Source organism: Nonomuraea sp. NPDC049646, from assembly GCF_044465525.1.
Taxonomy (GTDB): domain Bacteria; phylum Actinomycetota; class Actinomycetes; order Streptosporangiales; family Streptosporangiaceae; genus Nonomuraea.
In genome coordinates this window covers 401,263-416,580 of record NZ_JBITLU010000007.1, presented here as the reverse complement: position 1 = coordinate 416,580, position 15,318 = coordinate 401,263, and the positions used below count along the sequence as shown (strand labels likewise).

17 protein-coding genes are annotated in these 15,318 nt (G+C 73.0%); 10 read left to right on the top strand and 7 right to left on the bottom strand.

The genetic code is table 11. The features are described 5' to 3' along the window. Positions 1 to 53: 53 nt before the first annotated feature. From ACIBQ8_RS23215 to ACIBQ8_RS23190, 6 genes are read left to right on the top strand one after another with little or no spacing between them, the layout of a single operon-like run. Positions 54 to 497 carry an SRPBCC family protein gene (locus tag ACIBQ8_RS23215; RefSeq protein ID WP_397171178.1) on the top strand — a complete coding sequence of 148 codons (444 nt, stop codon included), beginning with the start codon at positions 54 to 56 and terminating at the stop codon, positions 495 to 497. Continuing rightward, positions 494 to 1,657, top strand: a complete 1,164-nt coding sequence (locus ACIBQ8_RS23210; RefSeq protein WP_397192932.1) for an ArsA family ATPase — start codon at positions 494 to 496, stop codon at positions 1,655 to 1,657. The genes ACIBQ8_RS23215 and ACIBQ8_RS23210 overlap by 4 nt, the downstream gene beginning before the upstream one ends. 39 nt (positions 1,658 to 1,696) lie before the next feature. Then, positions 1,697 to 2,107, top strand: a complete 411-nt coding sequence (locus tag ACIBQ8_RS23205; protein ID WP_397192931.1) for a hypothetical protein — start codon at positions 1,697 to 1,699, stop codon at positions 2,105 to 2,107. A 13-nt stretch (positions 2,108 to 2,120) separates the two neighbouring features. Next, positions 2,121 to 3,053 (top strand): ROK family glucokinase, encoded by a 933-nt coding sequence (locus ACIBQ8_RS23200; RefSeq protein ID WP_397171185.1) that lies wholly within the window; start codon positions 2,121 to 2,123, stop codon positions 3,051 to 3,053. A 12-nt stretch (positions 3,054 to 3,065) separates the two neighbouring features. Next, the gene (locus ACIBQ8_RS23195) at positions 3,066 to 3,800 is read left to right on the top strand and encodes an endonuclease/exonuclease/phosphatase family protein (RefSeq protein ID WP_397171186.1); all 735 of its coding nucleotides are present in this window, start codon (positions 3,066 to 3,068) and stop codon (positions 3,798 to 3,800) included. A gap of 37 nt (positions 3,801 to 3,837) precedes the next feature. Next, positions 3,838 to 4,944 (top strand): hypothetical protein, encoded by a 1,107-nt coding sequence (locus ACIBQ8_RS23190; RefSeq protein ID WP_397192930.1) that lies wholly within the window; start codon positions 3,838 to 3,840, stop codon positions 4,942 to 4,944. 9 nt (positions 4,945 to 4,953) lie between these two features. Here ACIBQ8_RS23190 and ACIBQ8_RS23185 read toward each other — a convergent pair whose 3' ends face one another. Next, positions 4,954 to 5,442 (bottom strand): hypothetical protein, encoded by a 489-nt coding sequence (locus ACIBQ8_RS23185; RefSeq protein ID WP_397192929.1) that lies wholly within the window; start codon positions 5,440 to 5,442, stop codon positions 4,954 to 4,956. Positions 5,443 to 5,488: 46 nt separating this feature from the next. Further along, positions 5,489 to 6,247, bottom strand: coding sequence for an alpha/beta hydrolase (locus tag ACIBQ8_RS23180; RefSeq protein WP_397171191.1), 759 nt, complete (start codon positions 6,245 to 6,247; stop codon positions 5,489 to 5,491). A gap of 147 nt (positions 6,248 to 6,394) precedes the next feature. On the opposite strand from ACIBQ8_RS23180, the gene ACIBQ8_RS23175 reads away from it, so the two are divergent. Then, the gene (locus tag ACIBQ8_RS23175) at positions 6,395 to 7,102 is read left to right on the top strand and encodes a lysophospholipid acyltransferase family protein (RefSeq protein WP_352353255.1); all 708 of its coding nucleotides are present in this window, start codon (positions 6,395 to 6,397) and stop codon (positions 7,100 to 7,102) included. 20 nt (positions 7,103 to 7,122) lie between these two features. Here the strand turns inward: ACIBQ8_RS23175 and ACIBQ8_RS23170 are convergent, their stop codons facing one another. After that, positions 7,123 to 7,578, bottom strand: coding sequence for a MarR family transcriptional regulator (locus tag ACIBQ8_RS23170; RefSeq protein ID WP_352353253.1), 456 nt, complete (start codon positions 7,576 to 7,578; stop codon positions 7,123 to 7,125). A gap of 80 nt (positions 7,579 to 7,658) precedes the next feature. Between ACIBQ8_RS23170 and ACIBQ8_RS23165 the strand changes: the two genes are divergently transcribed. After that, complete coding sequence (locus ACIBQ8_RS23165; RefSeq protein ID WP_397171193.1) at positions 7,659 to 8,087, top strand: DoxX family protein; 429 nt, start codon at positions 7,659 to 7,661, stop codon at positions 8,085 to 8,087. A gap of 226 nt (positions 8,088 to 8,313) precedes the next feature. Here ACIBQ8_RS23165 and mmuM read toward each other — a convergent pair whose 3' ends face one another. The 3 genes from mmuM to ACIBQ8_RS23150 all read right to left on the bottom strand — a co-directional run bounded on the left by mmuM (position 8,314) and on the right by ACIBQ8_RS23150 (position 12,743). Beyond that, complete coding sequence (mmuM, locus tag ACIBQ8_RS23160) at positions 8,314 to 9,180, bottom strand: homocysteine S-methyltransferase (RefSeq protein ID WP_397171195.1); 867 nt, start codon at positions 9,178 to 9,180, stop codon at positions 8,314 to 8,316. 390 nt (positions 9,181 to 9,570) lie between these two features. After that, the gene (locus ACIBQ8_RS23155) at positions 9,571 to 12,048 is read right to left on the bottom strand and encodes a VIT domain-containing protein (protein ID WP_397192928.1); all 2,478 of its coding nucleotides are present in this window, start codon (positions 12,046 to 12,048) and stop codon (positions 9,571 to 9,573) included. Beyond that, positions 12,045 to 12,743, bottom strand: a complete 699-nt coding sequence (locus tag ACIBQ8_RS23150; protein WP_397192927.1) for a helix-turn-helix domain-containing protein — start codon at positions 12,741 to 12,743, stop codon at positions 12,045 to 12,047. The genes ACIBQ8_RS23155 and ACIBQ8_RS23150 overlap by 4 nt, the downstream gene beginning before the upstream one ends. A 116-nt stretch (positions 12,744 to 12,859) precedes the next feature. On the opposite strand from ACIBQ8_RS23150, the gene ACIBQ8_RS23145 reads away from it, so the two are divergent. Beyond that, positions 12,860 to 13,327 (top strand): Dps family protein, encoded by a 468-nt coding sequence (locus tag ACIBQ8_RS23145; RefSeq protein WP_397171200.1) that lies wholly within the window; start codon positions 12,860 to 12,862, stop codon positions 13,325 to 13,327. Between the two features lie 250 nt (positions 13,328 to 13,577). Beyond that, positions 13,578 to 14,600 carry an alkaline phosphatase PhoX gene (locus tag ACIBQ8_RS23140; RefSeq protein WP_397171202.1) on the top strand — a complete coding sequence of 341 codons (1,023 nt, stop codon included), beginning with the start codon at positions 13,578 to 13,580 and terminating at the stop codon, positions 14,598 to 14,600. A 16-nt stretch (positions 14,601 to 14,616) separates the two neighbouring features. Here the strand turns inward: ACIBQ8_RS23140 and ACIBQ8_RS23135 are convergent, their stop codons facing one another. After that, positions 14,617 to 15,210, bottom strand: a complete 594-nt coding sequence (locus ACIBQ8_RS23135; protein ID WP_397192926.1) for a TetR/AcrR family transcriptional regulator — start codon at positions 15,208 to 15,210, stop codon at positions 14,617 to 14,619. Positions 15,211 to 15,318: the final 108 nt, after the last annotated feature.

Here is a 15,318-nt window from a genome sequence, read left to right as displayed (position 1 = left end):
GCCCGTGACCGGCGCTCCGCCGCAACGGGCGGATTCTGCATTACGGTGGTCGCATGGCTGATCGCACCACTTCGAGCACCACCATCGGCGCCGGCCGCGCAGAGGTCATGGCGGTCATCGCCGACTTCCCCGCCTATCCGGAATGGGCCGGATCGATCAAGCGCGCCGAGGTCGTCACCACGGGCGCCGACGGGCGGCCCGAGCAGGTGCGGTTCGTCCTCGACGCGGGCGTGATCAACGACACCTACACCCTGGCCTACACCTGGGACGGCGACGACGGCGTGCGCTGGCAGGTGGCCGAGCCGGGCAAGATGGTCGGCGACCTGCGCGGAAGTTACCAGCTCGCCGAGACGGGCAGTGGCACCGACGTGACGTACGAGCTCACCGTCGACCTCACGGTGCCCATGATCGGGATGATCAAGCGCAAGGCCGAGAAGGTGATCGTGGACACCGCGCTCAAGGGACTGAAGAAGCGCGTCGAGGGCCGTACCCGGTGAGCCCCCGGGTCCTGCTGTTCACCGGCAAGGGCGGCGTGGGCAAGACCACCGCCGCCGCCGCGACCGCCACGCTGGCCGCCGAGCGCGGGCTCAAGACGCTGATCGTCTCCACCGACACCGCCCACTCGCTGGCCGACGCGCTCGCCGTCGAGCCCGGCGAGATCGCGCCGGGCCTCCACCTGCACCAGGTCGACACGCAGAAGACGCTGGAGCGCCACTGGGGCGACCTGCAGCACTACGCCAGGGGCGTGCTCACCGAGCTGGGCCTCGACGAGATCACCTCCGAGGAGATCACCGTCCTGCCCGGCGCCGAGGAGGTCATCGCCCTGCTCGAACTGCGCGAGCACGCCCGCCAGGGCGCCTGGGACGTCATCGTGATCGACTGCGCCCCCACCGCCGAGACGCTGCGGCTGCTGGCCCTGCCCGAGGCGCTCGACTGGCACGTCACCAGGCTCATGCCGGTCGGCCGCAAGCTGGTCAAGGTCATCTCGCCGTTCATGCGCAGCGTGGCCAGGGTCAGCGCGCCGGGCGACGACGTCATGAACGCCGCCGAGCGTTTCCACCGCGGGCTGATGGAGGTGCGCGAGCTGCTCACCGGCGACAGCGCGTCCGTGCGGCTCGTGCTCACCCCCGAGGCGGTGGTGCTCGCCGAGGCCAGGCGCACCCTCACCTCACTCAACCTGTACGGGTACCGCGTCGACGCCGTCATCGCCAACCGCGTCTTCCCGGCCGGCGGCGCCGACGAGTGGCGGGCCAACTGGGTCAGCGCCCAGGCCAGGCTGCTGGCCGAGGCCGAGGAGTCGTTCGCGCCGCTGCCCGTCCACACCGTTCCCTACCTGCCCGCCGAGCCGGTCGGCCGGCGCGCGCTGGCCGAGCTGGGCGCCTCCGTCTACGGGGAGACCGACCCGTTCGCGGCGCCCGCCGTCGAGCCGCCGCTGCGGCTGAGCGCCGACGAGCTGACGCTCGCCCTGCCCGGCGCCGACCACGACGACGTCGACCTGGCCCGCAAGGGCGACGAGCTCATCATCACCGCCGGCCCGTACCGCAGGATCCTGGCGCTGCCCGCGGCGCTGGCCCGCAGGAAGATCGGCTCTGCCGTGCTCCGCGACGGCGCGCTGAGAATACGGTTCAGTGTGGGGAGCGAATCCGGCTCCGAATGAGTTGAGCAGGATGAGCGAACCATACGCAGGGAGGGCCAGATGACCGAGAACAACGACAGAGATCCCAGCAGGGACCCCATCGGCACCGTGGCCGACGAGGCGCGCAAGCTGTTCGAGACGATCCAGGGGCGCGCCACGCGCCAGGTCGGCAAGACCGTCTACAACTCCTTCACGGGCGGCGGCGCCCGCAAGGAGCGGGACGTGTGGAGCGAGGCGGTGTCCGAGCCCCACGACGAGTACATCTGCCGCGCCTGCCCGGTGTGCCGGGCGATCGCGGCGCAGCGGGAGTCGGGCTCCGACGTGACCGGCCACCTGGTGGCCGCGGGCGGCGAGCTGTTCGCCGCGGTGCGCGGGGCGTTCGACGCGCTGAGCAGGCCCGCCCCCCGCGAGCCGCAGCGCGACACCCGGAACCGCGACCGCGGCGACGTGGAACACATAGATCTGGGATAGGGAGACACGCGGCATGCTCACGATCGGTGTCGACATCGGCGGTACCAAGGTCGCCGCGGGCGTGGTCGACGACAACGGCGAGATCGTCGAACACACGCTCAGGCCGACCGCGGCCGACCGGCCCGACGTGGTCGCCGACACGGTCGCGGACGTCGTCCGCGAGCTGTCGCAGGGCAGGGACGTCGAGGCGGTCGGCGTCGGCGCGGCCGGGTTCGTCGACGAGACCCGCTCGATCGTGCGTTTCGCCCCCAACCTCGCCTGGCGCGAGGAGCCGCTGCAGAAGAAGATCAGCGACCTGGTCGGCCTGCCCGTCGTGATCGAGAACGACGCCAACGCCATGGCCTGGGGCGAGACCAGGTTCGGCGCCGGGCGCGGCCAGTCCCACGTGGTCTGCCTGACGCTCGGCACCGGCATCGGCGGCGGCATCGTCATCGACGGCGCCCTCTACCGAGGCCGGTGGGGCATGGGCGCCGAGCTCGGCCACATGCAGGTCGTGCCCGACGGACGGGTGTGCGGCTGCGGCAACATCGGCTGCTGGGAGCAGTACGCCAGCGGCCAGGCCCTGGTCAAGGAGGCCAGGGAGATCGCCGCCCGGCAGCCCGACCGCGCCGAGATCCTGCTCGGCCTGTCCGGCGGCCGGATCGAGGGCGAAGAGGTCACCGAGGCCGCGCGGCTGGGCGACAAGGCCTCGCTGGCCGCCTTCCGCAGCCTGGCCGACTGGCTCGGGCAGGGCATGGCCGACCTGGCCGCCGTCCTCGACCCCGGCTGCTTCATCGTCGGCGGCGGCGTCTCCCGGGCCGCCGACCTGTTCCTCGACGAGGCCCGCGAGGTGTTCGCCAGGCAGCTCACCGGCCACGGCCACCGGCCGCTCGCCGAGATCCGGCTGGCCGAGCTGGGCGCGTCCGCCGGGGTGGTCGGGGCCGCCGACCTGGCCAGGCGGCGCTAGCGCGTGCCGGCCGTGGCTCCCTCGTCCGGCACGCGAGGCAGGCGCGACGGCGTGCTGGTCAGGGTCGCCTCGTACAACGTGCGCAGCATGCGCGACGACGTGCCCGCGCTGCGCCGGGTGCTCGCCGCCATGCGGGCCGACCTGGTGTGCGTCCAGGAGGCACCGCGGTTCGCCCGGTGGCGGGCCAGGCGCCGGGCGCTGGCCGAGGCCGGCGGGCTGCGCGTGGCCACGCCCGGCCGCGCCGGCGGCGTGTGCGTGCTGGCCGGGCCGCGGGCCCGGGTGCTGGAGGCGCGGCTGCACCGGCTCAAGGCGTTCCCCGGCCTGGAACGCCGGGTGCTGGCCGTCGCCGTCGTCGAGATCGGCGGCGCGCGGCTGGCCGTCGGCTCGCTCCACCTCGACCTGCACCTCGCCGCCCGGCTGCGGCACGCCGGCGAGGCCGTGTCCCTGATGGAACGAACGGCCGCCGCGCACGACGCCGCCATCGTGGTCGGCGCCGACGTCAACGAGCGCGGGCACCAGCCGGCCTGGCGTTTCCTGGCCGCCCGGCTGTCCGACTGCCACGCCGTCGCGCCCGCGGGCGACGGGCTGACCTTCCCCGCCGCGCGGCCCGCCGAGCGCATCGACGCGGTGTTCGCCGCGCGCGAGGCACGCGTCCTGTCGTGCGGGGGAGTGGCGGCCGGGAACGCCGATCTGGCCGGGGCCAGCGACCATCTGCCGGTGCTCGCCGAGTTGCAGGTTGGACTCTGACGGGCGAGCCGCCCGGGGCAGCCCGTAGCATTTGTTCATGACCCGTCGCTCTCAGCGGCGTGCGCTCTCCGTCCTTCTGGCGACGTCCGTGGCCTTGCCGCAGGTCACGCCCGCCGCGCATGCCGAGCCCCGTCCCGCCGCCGAGGCGTGGCAGAAGTCGACGAGCGCGCGCCTCGACGCCGACGGCTCGCTCTCCGACGTGCTCGCCGTCTCGCCGGGCGACGTGTGGGCGGTCGGCCAGCAGGAGATCTGGGACGTCTGGAAGAACCGCGGCACGATCCGCCACTGGAACGGCGCCTCCTGGGCCGAGGTTGCCGTGCGCGACGCCACCGCCGCGGGCAACCTGCGCGGCCTGGCCGCCGCCGGGGCCTCCGACGTGTGGGCGGTCGGCGACGGCCACGACGGCCTGCCCTACCTGGCCCACGGCGACGCCACGGGCTTCGACCGGGTCCGGCCGCAGGGGCTGCACGCCGGCGACTGGCTGGGCGGCATCGACGCCAAGCCCGGCCGGGTGGTCGCGGTCGGCAGCCGGGAGAAGTACGGGCTCATCCTCACCGGCCAGGGCAACACCTGGACCGTCCAGGAGACCAAGGAGAAGGGCGCGCTCTACGCGGTCGCCTCGGGCTTCGCCGTCGGCGACACCGGCGGCGCGCCGCTGATCATGCACTACGCGTCGGGGGCCTGGAAGTCGATGTCCGTGCCCGCCGTCCCGGGCGGCTACCTGCGCGACATCCAGGTCGACAGCTCCAAGCGGGCGGTGGCCGTCGGCGGCGTCTACCACGGCCCCGGCGAGATCTCGCCGCTCGTGCTCACCTGGAACGGCAAGCGCTGGCAGCGCCTGGCGATCCCGGCCACCGGCGCCCGCCTCTACGGCGTCACCGGCGACGGCAAGGGCCGCTACTGGATGACCGGCTACGACCCGGAGCAGGCGGCCCAGCCGTTCGTGATGCGCTGCGAGAAGGACGCCTGCCAGATCATCCGCGGCGCCGCGGAGAAGGGCCGCAGCAGCGTGCGCCTCCAGGCGGTGGCCTACCTGGCCGGCAAGGGGGCGCTGTGGGCGGTCGGCCACGCCGTCGACGCGGCCGACCGCTACACCGACGTGGTGGAGTCCTTCGCCCCCCGCACCACCACGGCCAAGTCGTAGCCCGCCGGTCTACAGGACGGCGCCGTCGTCCCAGCCCGAGTCGTTGGGCGGGCCGTCGCCCATGCGCACGACCAGCGCCACGAACCCGCCGATGAACGCCGCCACCGCGGTGAACAGCGCCCACCCCTCCATCTGCCAGCTCGCCATCGCCGCCACCAGCAGGTAGGCGGGCCCGCCGAACAGCGCCACCCAGGCGAGCTTGGTCGGCAGGTCGAGCTTGGGCAGCGGCGGCGGGGGAGGCGGCTCGAAGTGCCCCTCGTCCTCGTCGTCGTCGCGGCCGGGCTCGTCGCGGTCGTCGTGATCGACGTGATCGGCACGGTAGGGCGCGTCCTGGCCGGGTTCGGGCTCCTCGGACGGTTTGACCACCCTGCGGGTGGGCTCGGCGGGCACGTTCTCGCTGTCCGGCCATGGCTGGTCGGCCGAGTCGCGCTCGGCTGTGTCGTTGAAGGACGCGACGATCTGCCGCCAGACCTCGTCCTCGTCACTCTGGGGCGTCACCTAGATGGGCCTCTCCGCAGCGATCGCGACTTCCCCCTGGGTGCGATCAGTCCCTCTGCAAGGGTACCGAGGCATGTGTCCGGATGAAGTCGAGGCTACCGGCAAAGATCCTGTCGGCATCGTTGTCAAGCGTCGCAACATGGTAGCTGTCCGTGAGCTCCTCGATCGTGGCCTGCGGGACCTTCTGGCGAATGATCGCCACACTCGTCGGTTTCACCACGTGGTCGTCGCGGCTGTGGAAGACCAGCAGCGGCTGGGTGACCTTCGCCAGGTCGGCCTGCACCAGCGACCACAGCCCCGGCAGCGACGCGGCCGCCTTGACGGGCGTACGGGAGTAGGCCAGCTCGGTGACGCCGGGCTTCTTGACGTCGTTGGCGACGCCGGGCACCGACGGCAGGAACCACTTCAGCAGCGGCGCCAGCCTCAGCAGCGGCACGTCGCCGGCGATGGACGGGTTCACCACCACCACGCCCCTGACCGCGTCCCCGTGCACCTCGGCCAGCCGCAGCGCCAGGCAGCCGCCCAGCGACAGGCCCGCCACGAACATCTCCGAGCAGCGGCCCTGGAGGTCGGCGAACGCCTTCTCCACCTCGGCGTACCAGTCTTCCCAGCGGGTGCGGTTCATCTCCTGCCACGTGGTGCCGTGTCCCGGCTGGCGGGGCAGCGAGACGCTGACCCCATGGCCGGCCAGGTACTCGGCCCAGGGCCGCAGCGACTGCGGCGTGCCGGTGAACCCATGGCACAGCAGCACTCCGACCTGACCCGCTCGGTGGTGGTAGGGCTCCGCGCCTGGCATGAGCGGCATAACAGCTCCTTGACGCAATTTCATCCCGGAACTGCCCGATCGTCGCACGTTCAGGGGTGATTGTGCGAGAGCTGGTGTAGTTGCATCTCGCCAGGGATGGGAAGATGACTCTGCTCGATGACGATGTCCTGGGGAAGAGGTGACCGGGTGTTCTACTGGGTGGTCAAGGCCATCTTGAAGCCGATCCTCATGCTCTTCCGCCCGTGGACGGAGGGCGGGGACAACGTACCCAAGCAGGGTCCCGCGATCCTGGCCGGCAACCACCTCTCCTTCGCCGACCACTTCTTCGGCCCGCTGCAGATCCGCCGCAAGGTGATCTCGCTCGGCAAGGCCGACTACTTCACCGGCACCGGCGTCAAGGGCTTCTTCACCCGGCTGTTCTTCAGCGGCGTCGGCACCGTGCCGATCGACCGCTCCGGCGGCAAGGCCAGCGAGGCCGCGCTCCGCACCGGCCTGCGCATCCTGCGCGAGGGCAACGTGCTGGGCATCTACCCCGAGGGCACCCGCTCGCCCGACGGCCGCCTCTACAAGGGCAAGACCGGCGTGGCCCGGCTGGCGCTGGAGTCGCGGGTGCCGGTCATCCCGTGGGCGATGGTCAACACCTACGAGATGATGCCGCCCGGCCGGCTGTTCCCCAAGCTCGGCATCCGTCCGGGCGTGCGGTTCGGCAAGCCGCTCGACTTCTCCCGCTACTACGGCATGGAGGACGACCGGCTGGTCCTGCGCGCGGTCACCGACGAGATCATGTACGCGCTGATGGAGCTGTCCGGCCAGGAGTACGTCGACAAGTACGCCGCCAGCGCCCGGGTCGAGATGGAACGTGCCCGCCGCGCCGCCGCCAAGACCGGCTCCTGAGGGCCTGGCCGCCCTTGCGGTCAGCTTCTGAGTGCCTGTTCGCTCTTCGTCATCGCGCTGGTCAGTGAGGTCAGCTCCGCGCGGGTGAGCCGGTCGATCAGGTAGTCCCGCACGACCTCGACGTGCCCGGGGGCGACGCGTTCCAGGCAGCGCTCGCCGGCCTCCGTGAGCACCGCCAGCACCCCGCGGTCGTCGGACGGGCACGTGGCGCGCTCCACCAGCCCCGCCTTCTCCAACTGGGTGATCTGGTACGTCAGCGCGCTCTTCGACACCACCACGCCCCGGGCCAGCTCGGTCATGCGCATCCGGCGCTCGGGGGCGGCCGACAGGCGTACCAGGATCTCGTACTGCGGGTGCGTCAGCCCGGCCGCGGCCTTGAGCTGCTCCTCGATGCGCCGTTCGAGCAGGTGGGAGGCCGACAGGAAGGCGCGCCACGCGGCCATCTCCGTCTCGTCGAGCCAGCGGGTGTCCGTCACGTCCTAAGTGTACTTGTTGTTCAGATTTGAACTACCGGTAGAGTGGTTGTTCAAATCTGAACGACTCCCTTGGAGGGTCCATGATCGACCGGGCGCGTCCCATCGCCCTGCTGCTGGCCAGGATCGCCATTGGCGTGATCTTCCTGGTGCACGGCTACCAGAAGTTCGCCGACATGGGCATCGCGGGCACCACGAAGTTCTTCGAGTCCGCGGGCATCCCGCTGGCCGGGGTGGCCGCTCCGGCCGTGGCGGTGCTGGAGGTGGCCGGCGGGATCGCGCTGATCCTCGGCGCCGCCCTGCCGATCGCGGGCACGCTGCTGGCCCTCGACATGATCGGGGCGATCGTGTTCGTCCACGGCTCCAGCGGCTTCGGCGCCGGTGAGGGGGGCTACGAGTTCGTCCTCGCGCTGGCGGCGGCGAGCCTGGCGGTGGGATTCACCGGCGGCGGCGCCCTGGCGCTCGACGCCCTCCTCGGCCGCCGCCGCACCACGGCCCCGGCGACCGCCTGACGGTCCGCCCGTTCCGGCCGCTCACGCCCCCCGTGCGCGCCCACGCCGAGGGGCGCGGCGCGCGCGGGGGTCCCGCGGCCGGCGCTTCGTCCGTACGGCGTGCGCGGGGGTTCTGCGGTTCGTGTGTACGGCGCGCGCGGGTTTTGCGGTTCGTGGGTACGGCGTGCGTGCGGCGGCCGGGTGGTGGGTGTGTCGGTGACGGCTCGCCGGGGGGCGGGCCGGGGGGTCAGGTCAGGTGGGCGCGGATCTGCCGGATGTGCTCGGGGGTCGTGCGGCAGCAGCCGCCGATCAGCGACGCCCCGGCGCGCTCCCACTCCTTGGCGGCCAGGCCGTACTCCACCGGGTCGGACAGGCCCAGCCACCGGCGCCGCTCGGCGTCCCACGTCTCGCCCGAGTTCGGGTAGACCACGACGGGCAGGCCGCCGGACAGGCGGGCGACCAGCCCGGGGATGTGCCGCGGCGCCGTGCAGTTGACGCCGACCGCCACCACCTGCGGGTTCCCGGAGAACAGCGCGGCGGCCCGGTCGATCGGGGTGCCGTCGTTGATGCGCTCGGCGTCGCGGCAGGAGAAGCTCACCCACGCCTTGACCCCCGGCGTGGAGGCCAGCAGCCCGGCCAGCGCCCGCGCCTCGGCGTAGGACGGGATGGTCTCGCAGGCCAGCAGGTCGGCGCCGGCGGCGGCCAGGATCTCCCAGCGCGGACGGTGCCAGGCCAGCAGGCCGTCTTCGTCGAGGTCGTAGTCGCCGGTGTACTCGGCGCCGTTGGCCAGATAGGCGCCGTAGGGGCCGACCGAGGCCGCCACCAGGCCGTGACCGGCCTCGTCGCGGGCCTGCCCGGCCAGCTCGACCGACAGCCTGATCAGCCGCTCGGCCTCGGACCGGTCGAGCCCGCGCCGCTGGAAGCCGGGGATGGTGGCCTGGTAGCTCGCCGTAGTCGCCACGTCGGCGCCCGCCGCGTAGTAGTCGGCGTGCACCCGCCTGATCAGCTCGGGCTGCTCCAGCAGCAGGCGCGCCGACCAGAGCTCGTCGCGCAGATCCGCGCCGAGCGACTCCAGATGGGTGGACAGGCCGCCGTCCAGGACGAGTGTGCTCACCCGTCCAGAATAGGAGGCCGCGGGGGATGCCGGCACATGGGAATGGCACGCCTTTTATCGGGGACGCCGGAATATCGCGGCGGAGATATCGCCGGGCGTGCAATTCATAATGGGTGTGCCGGGTCGTTCGCAGCGCCAGGCTCGGCGTAGGTTCCGCCGTCCCTGGACGCCCGCCATGGCCGATCACCTCGGGCGTCCAGAGTGTCGAGCTGATGAGGCAGTGAAATCAGCAAAGAATCCAGAATTTCCGCCTTCGGCGGTAAAAGACGGTTCTGGAAACCGCGCTACCGCCAAGTCCGGTACGGCACGGCGGGACCCGTTCGGCCATTCGCCACAACTGCCCGGGAACGCCGGCCCCGGCAGCGCTGCCGGGGCCGGGTCAGGTGAGCGTCAGCCTCGCTTCCAGAAGGGGCGGTGGCGCTTGCCGGGCTCGGGGTCGCCCGGGGCGAGCGGGCCGTCCGTGGGCAGCGGGTCGCCCGGCGCGATGGGATCGGCCGGCGGGGTGGGCGGAGCCGGGTCGGCCGGGGCGTGGTCGGCGGGGGCGCCGGTGAGGGCGGCCAGCGCCTCGACGGCGTGGTCGTGCAGGGCGCGCAGGTCCGTGCCGGGACGTTCGGCCGCCTCCAGGTCGCGGGCCAGCGCCGCCAGCGCCGCGTTCCCGCCCAGGTACGCCGCCAGCGCCGCCAGCCGCGAGCCCAGGTCGGCCAGGTACGGCGCGTCCGGTACGCGCATCGCCTTGAGCCGGTCCAGTTCGGCCTTGAGCTGCGGCCTGACCGACTCCAGCCGGAGCGCCGGGCGCGGCGACGACGGAGGCGCGAACTTGGGCGAGGCCCCGTGCCCCGGCCCGCCACCGGAACCGGGCGCGGACGGCGCAGGACCGGCCGGGCCGCCCATGAGGGGCGGGGCCACCGGGAAGGGGGCGTCGGCCGGGGAGGGACCGCCGACCGGAGGAGGCGCGCCGAAGCCCTGGTCGAAGGACGACGGAGCCGGCGGCATCATCCGGGGCGCGCTCGCGGGACGCGCCATCGTCATCGCCTGCGCCACGAACCCCCCGCCCATGGACGGGTTCGGCGGCAGCTCCCACCCGCTGGGCGGCTCGACCGGCTGGATGACCCGGTGCTCGGGCGCGCCTTCCGCGACCTGCCTCGTGTCGATCGCCACGTACGCCGTGAACCTGCACAGAACGCCGTTCTCCAGCGAGACCTCGACGATCCGCGACTCCAGGCCGTGCTCGCCCATGGCGTACCGGTCCTCCAGCTCGCGCAGGTGGGCGCGGGCCCAGACGGCGCGGAGGGCGGGACTGCCGGTGCTCACCCCCGTGACCCGTTCCTCCCACGGCCCTCCGGCCGACGTGCCGCGCACGGTGACGGCCTCGGCGCCCTCGCGGCACCGTCCGTACACGCGGAGCGGGACCCCGGGGAAGATCGAGCCGAGGTGGGTCACCGTTCCGGGCTCGGCCTCCAGGCCCTGCAGGGACAGGTCCGTCACCAGCGGCGCGCCGATCCTGCGGTGGATCTGCTCCATCGCCGCGTCGAGCCGGTCCTCGGACTCGACCAGCTCGCAGCGGCCGGCGCCCAGCCCGGCGAGCCGGCCGAGGAACCCGGCGTTCACCGCCCGGTCGATCCCGACCGTGTGCACCCGCATCGCCGACAGCGCGCCGCCGGCCTGCTCCAGGATCTGGTCCTCGTTGCCGACCTGGCCGTCGGTGACCAGCACCACCACCCGCTCCCTGTCGCCGGGCGCGCCGAGGAGCGCGACGGCGCGGCGCAGCGGTTCGAGCAGCTCGGTGCCGCCGCGCGCGTCGACCCGCGCCAGGTGCTCGACCGCGCGGAAGCGGTTGCGGTCGGACGCCTCCACCAGCCCCTCGAACGCCGCCTCGACCACCGAGTCGAAGGTCAGCACGTCGAAGCGGTCGTGCGCGGTCAGCGTGTCGACGATGCGCGCCGCCGCCCGCCGCGCCGCGACCATCTTCCAGCCGCCCATGCTGCCCGAACGGTCGAGCACCAGCACCACGTCCCGCGGCGCGCGGGCGGCCTGGAGGGCGGGCGGGACGACGGTGAGCGCGAACGTCCCCCGCCCGTCGAACTGCAGGGACGTGGACGCCTCGAACGACAGCCGCAGGATGAAGTCACGGTCGAGGCGCTCGCCCGGACGCAGGCGCACGGTGTGGCCGTCCTCCTCGACCACGTGCAGGCTGGAGGCCAGCTCCCGCAGGTCGAGCCCGGAGGCGTCGACGCGGGCGGTGAGCGAGAGCCGCACCGGGCTGGGGAAGCCGGGCAGCAGCACCGGCGGCGTGATCCTCGACGCGTCGGGGACGGCGTCGGTGTCCGGCGCCACCCCGGAGCCCGCCGGGTCGCCGTCGAGCGGGGTGCCCGGGACGTACCGAGGGGCCACGACGAGCGGGAACCGGAAGGTCGCCGCGCCGTCCTCGTAGGGGAGGGGCTGGCTCATGGTCAGCCTGATCGAGACGCGTTCGCCGGGCAGGATGTTGCCCACCCTGATGGTGAAGACGTCGGGCCGGTCCTCCTCGGCGATGGCCGCCCGCCTGCCCTCGCGCAGCGCCTGGTCGTAGTCGGCCCTGGCCTGGCCGCGCTCCTTCAGCACGCCCTCCACGACCCGGTCGTCGGCCTCCATCCTGAAGGCCGTCACCGCCGCCCGGTCGGGCAGCGGGAAGACGTAGGTCGCCTCCAGCGTGACGTCGAACGGGTTGCGGAACCCCTGCTCGACCTCGACCCCGGCGACGAGCCCGGCGATGTCGGCGTGCACGTCCACGCTGTCCAGCGGCAGGTTGCCGCGCTCGGTCAGCAGCGCGCCGAACCCGGCCTCCGGCACCGGCAGGCACCGTGCGGGCTCCAGCGAAGTGATCTTCACAGCAGTCTCCTCTCTACGAGCACCGCGAGCAGCGGCCCAGCCGCCGCCAGCACCGCCTGAACGTCGTCCTGCGACGGAGGCCGCCCCCCGTCCCACACCACCCGAACCCCGTCCGCGAGCACGACCCCCGCGGCCGTCCCGCCCCCGGCATGCCCGGCTTCCGGGTCGGCGCCGGCGGGGGGATCGCTCCCGGCCGGGGCGCGGCGGACCGGCCGCTCGGCCCAGAACCTGTCGCGGCCCGGCTCGCCGCCGCCTCCGGCCCGCCCGTCCGGTGCGGGACGAGAAGCCGCCCGCCCTTCACCCGCGGACGGCGCGTCGGTGAGCCCGGCGAGCCCGGTGGGCGCGTCGGCGAGCCCGGCGAGCCCGGCGAGCCCGGTGGGCGCGTCGGTGAGCCCGGCGGCCGCCGCCAGTGTGGCGTTCGTCGCACCGGCCAGCGCGGCCTGGATCTCGGCGATCGAGTGCCCCGCCGCCTGCATGCGCTTGACCGCCACCAGTTGCAGCAGGTGCCGCCGGCCGTAGCGGGCGATCCTGCCGCGCCGGGTCAGGGGCGGGTCCACGAGGCCGATGGTGGTGTACCACCTGATCAGGCGTTCCCCGGGCACGTCGCGGACCCGGCCGTTGACCGGCTGGGCGCCGGCGCGCAGCGCCCGCGCCGCGTGCTCGGCCAGCTCGCCGATGGTCCAGGTGTCGCTCATACCTCCACAGTGACACTGTCACTATTGCACTGTCAACAACCGAAAGATCGGAAGAATCCGGCCCCGGATGACGTTCCAAATAGGGAAAAGCAGTACTGAAGGGGAGGAAATACGACATGGCTACGATCTCCGGTCCGCTCTCGGGCGAAGCCAAGAACACTGTCGCCGAAGCCCTGCAGGGCGCCCTGGTCGATCTCATCGATCTGTCGCTGATCGCCAAGCAGGCGCACTGGAACCTGGTCGGCGCCCATTTCCGCCCGATTCACCTCCAGCTCGACGAGCTGACCGACCTGGCCCGTGCCCACATGGACACCATCGCGGAGCGGGCGGTCGCCCTCGGCGTGAACCCCGACGGGCGCTCGGCGACCGTCGCCAGGTCCACCCAGCTCCAGCAGCCCGAGCGCGGCTGGCTTGAGGACGGCAAGGTCGTGGCGACGATCACCGACATCCTCGACGGCATCAGCAAGCGCATGTACGAGCGCATCCGCGCCACCGACGAGGCCGACCCCGTCAGCCAGGACCTGCTCATCGCCGTGACGCAGGACATCGACAAGCAGCACTGGATGTTCCAGGCCCAGCGCTGACCGCGCGCGGCCGCCGGCCGCAGCACCCGAAAAGCCCGGGCACGACCACAGTGCCCGGGCTTTCGCGTGTCCGCCCCCTAAGTGGGCGATCTTCCGTCCAGTGGGTACGGACTGTCACGCATCGTCCAGGGCCTCCGGCGATCTCACGCCACGACAGGAGCGCGGGGTTTGCGCAGAGTTTGATGTCACGAGTCCTTGCCATTCATGTCGGTGCGGTCGACTAGCGTGGCACCTAGAGGGAGGCCCCACGATGTCCCACAAGACTCTCCTCCGCACGGGCCCGCTCTTGCAGGGCGGCATCAGCCCGTACGGGCCGCTCACGCCGGCGTCCGCCGACGGGCTCGCGCTGCCGCCGGGCTTCACCGGCCGGGTGGTGGCCCGGTCGGGCGAGAAGGTGGCCGGGCTCACCTGGCACGCCGCGCCCGACGGCGGCGCCTGTTTCCCCGACGGCGCCGGCTGGATCTACGTCTCCAACTCCGAGCTGCCCCTGCTCGGCGGCGCCTCCGCGCTGCGCTTCGGCGCCGACGGCACGGTCGCCGACGCCTACCGCATCCTGTCCGGCACCGACCTCAACTGCGCCGGCGGCGCCACGCCGTGGCACACCTGGCTGTCGTGCGAGCTCGGCGACCGCGGCCGCGTCTTCGAGTGCGACCCCTACGGCGCCCGCGCCGCCCGCCCCCGCCTGGCCATGGGCCGCTTCCGGCACGAGGCCGCCGCCTGCGACCCCGAGCGGCGCGTCGTCTACATGACCGAGGACGAGCACGACGGCTGCTTCTACCGCTTCCGTCCCGGCGACTGGGGCGACCTGACGGAGGGCACGCTGGAGGTGCTGTGCGCCTCGGGCGGATGGCGGCCGGTGCCGTCCCCGGCCGCGCTGCTCACCGCGGCCCGCCACCAGGTCGAGGACGCCCGCCACTTCGACGGCGGCGACGGCTGCCACTACGCGGGCGGCGTCTGCTACTTCACCACCAAGGGCGACACCGGCCTGTGGGCCTACGACGCGCACACCTCCACGCTCGACCGGCTGTGCGAGGGCGTGCGCGCGATCACCGCCGCCCCCTCCGGCGACCTCTACGTGGCCAGGGAGACGACGGAGATCGACGTCATCGCGCCCGACCGGGCCGTCACGCCGTTCCTGCGGCTGACCGGGCACGAGGGGGCCGAGCTCACGGGGCTGGCGTTCTCGCCGAGGGGCGACCGGCTCTACTTCTCGGCCAGGCGCGGCCGCACCGAGGGCCACACCTTCGAGGTCCGCGGCCCCTTCCGCCCCTGACCCCGCCCTCGCGGCCTCAGGCCAGGTACCGCACCAGCATGAGCTTGAGCTCGGCCACGAGCTCCGCGCCGCGCTCCGGCGTGGCCGGCCCCAGCATGGGCAGCACCGCCTTCACCATGGCCAGCGCCATCGTCGCGTTGAGCAGCGCCCGCTCCTGCGGCAACCCGGGCGAACGCCGCCGCAGCAGCGCCGCGATCCGCTCCGCCAGCGAGGCGTGCAGGCGTTGCGCGGCCGTCGCGAGCCGGTCGCCGGTGGCCGACCCGTACAGCAGCGACCAGTACGCCGGCGACTCGGCCTTGAACGCCACGCTCTCGTCCACGAGCTGCGCCACCAGCGCCTCCAGCGGGACGTCCGGGGTGACCGCGGCCAGCCGGGCGGCCCAGAACTCGTCCCGGTCGTCGGTGTAGCGGGACACCAGGCCGTCCAGGATCTCCTCCTTGTTCCGGAAGAACTGGTACAGCGACCCGGGGGAGAGCCCGGCCCGCGCGGCGACCTGGTTCGTCGTCATGTCCGGATAGCCGATCTCGGCGATCACCGACTCTGCGGCGTCGAGGATCTCGGCCATCCGCTTCAGGCCGCGCGCCTGCCTGCGGACCGCGCGTTCAGGCATGGGTCACCCCGTTGACAAATGCGAGCATTTACTTGTATTTCTGAGATCGACAGCGAAACACGAGTAGTTTACCGAGTTTCCATCGGGAGATCCCATGCGAACCTGCCC

What these genes read in the sequence shown, in the direction of transcription:
- ACIBQ8_RS23215 (WP_397171178.1), top strand. Translation starts at nt 54, where the DNA reads ATGGCTGATCGCACCACTTCGAGCACCACCATCGGCGCCGGCCGCGCA.
- ACIBQ8_RS23205 (WP_397192931.1), top strand. Translation starts at nt 1,697, where the DNA reads ATGACCGAGAACAACGACAGAGATCCCAGCAGGGACCCCATCGGCACC.
- ACIBQ8_RS23200 (WP_397171185.1), top strand. Translation starts at nt 2,121, where the DNA reads ATGCTCACGATCGGTGTCGACATCGGCGGTACCAAGGTCGCCGCGGGC.
- ACIBQ8_RS23190 (WP_397192930.1), top strand. Translation starts at nt 3,838, where the DNA reads ATGACCCGTCGCTCTCAGCGGCGTGCGCTCTCCGTCCTTCTGGCGACG.
- ACIBQ8_RS23180 (WP_397171191.1), bottom strand. Translation starts at nt 6,247, where the DNA reads ATGCCGCTCATGCCAGGCGCGGAGCCCTACCACCACCGAGCGGGTCAG.
- ACIBQ8_RS23165 (WP_397171193.1), top strand. Translation starts at nt 7,659, where the DNA reads ATGATCGACCGGGCGCGTCCCATCGCCCTGCTGCTGGCCAGGATCGCC.
- ACIBQ8_RS23150 (WP_397192927.1), bottom strand. Translation starts at nt 12,743, where the DNA reads ATGAGCGACACCTGGACCATCGGCGAGCTGGCCGAGCACGCGGCGCGG.
- ACIBQ8_RS23145 (WP_397171200.1), top strand. Translation starts at nt 12,860, where the DNA reads ATGGCTACGATCTCCGGTCCGCTCTCGGGCGAAGCCAAGAACACTGTC.
- ACIBQ8_RS23140 (WP_397171202.1), top strand. Translation starts at nt 13,578, where the DNA reads ATGTCCCACAAGACTCTCCTCCGCACGGGCCCGCTCTTGCAGGGCGGC.
- ACIBQ8_RS23135 (WP_397192926.1), bottom strand. Translation starts at nt 15,210, where the DNA reads ATGCCTGAACGCGCGGTCCGCAGGCAGGCGCGCGGCCTGAAGCGGATG.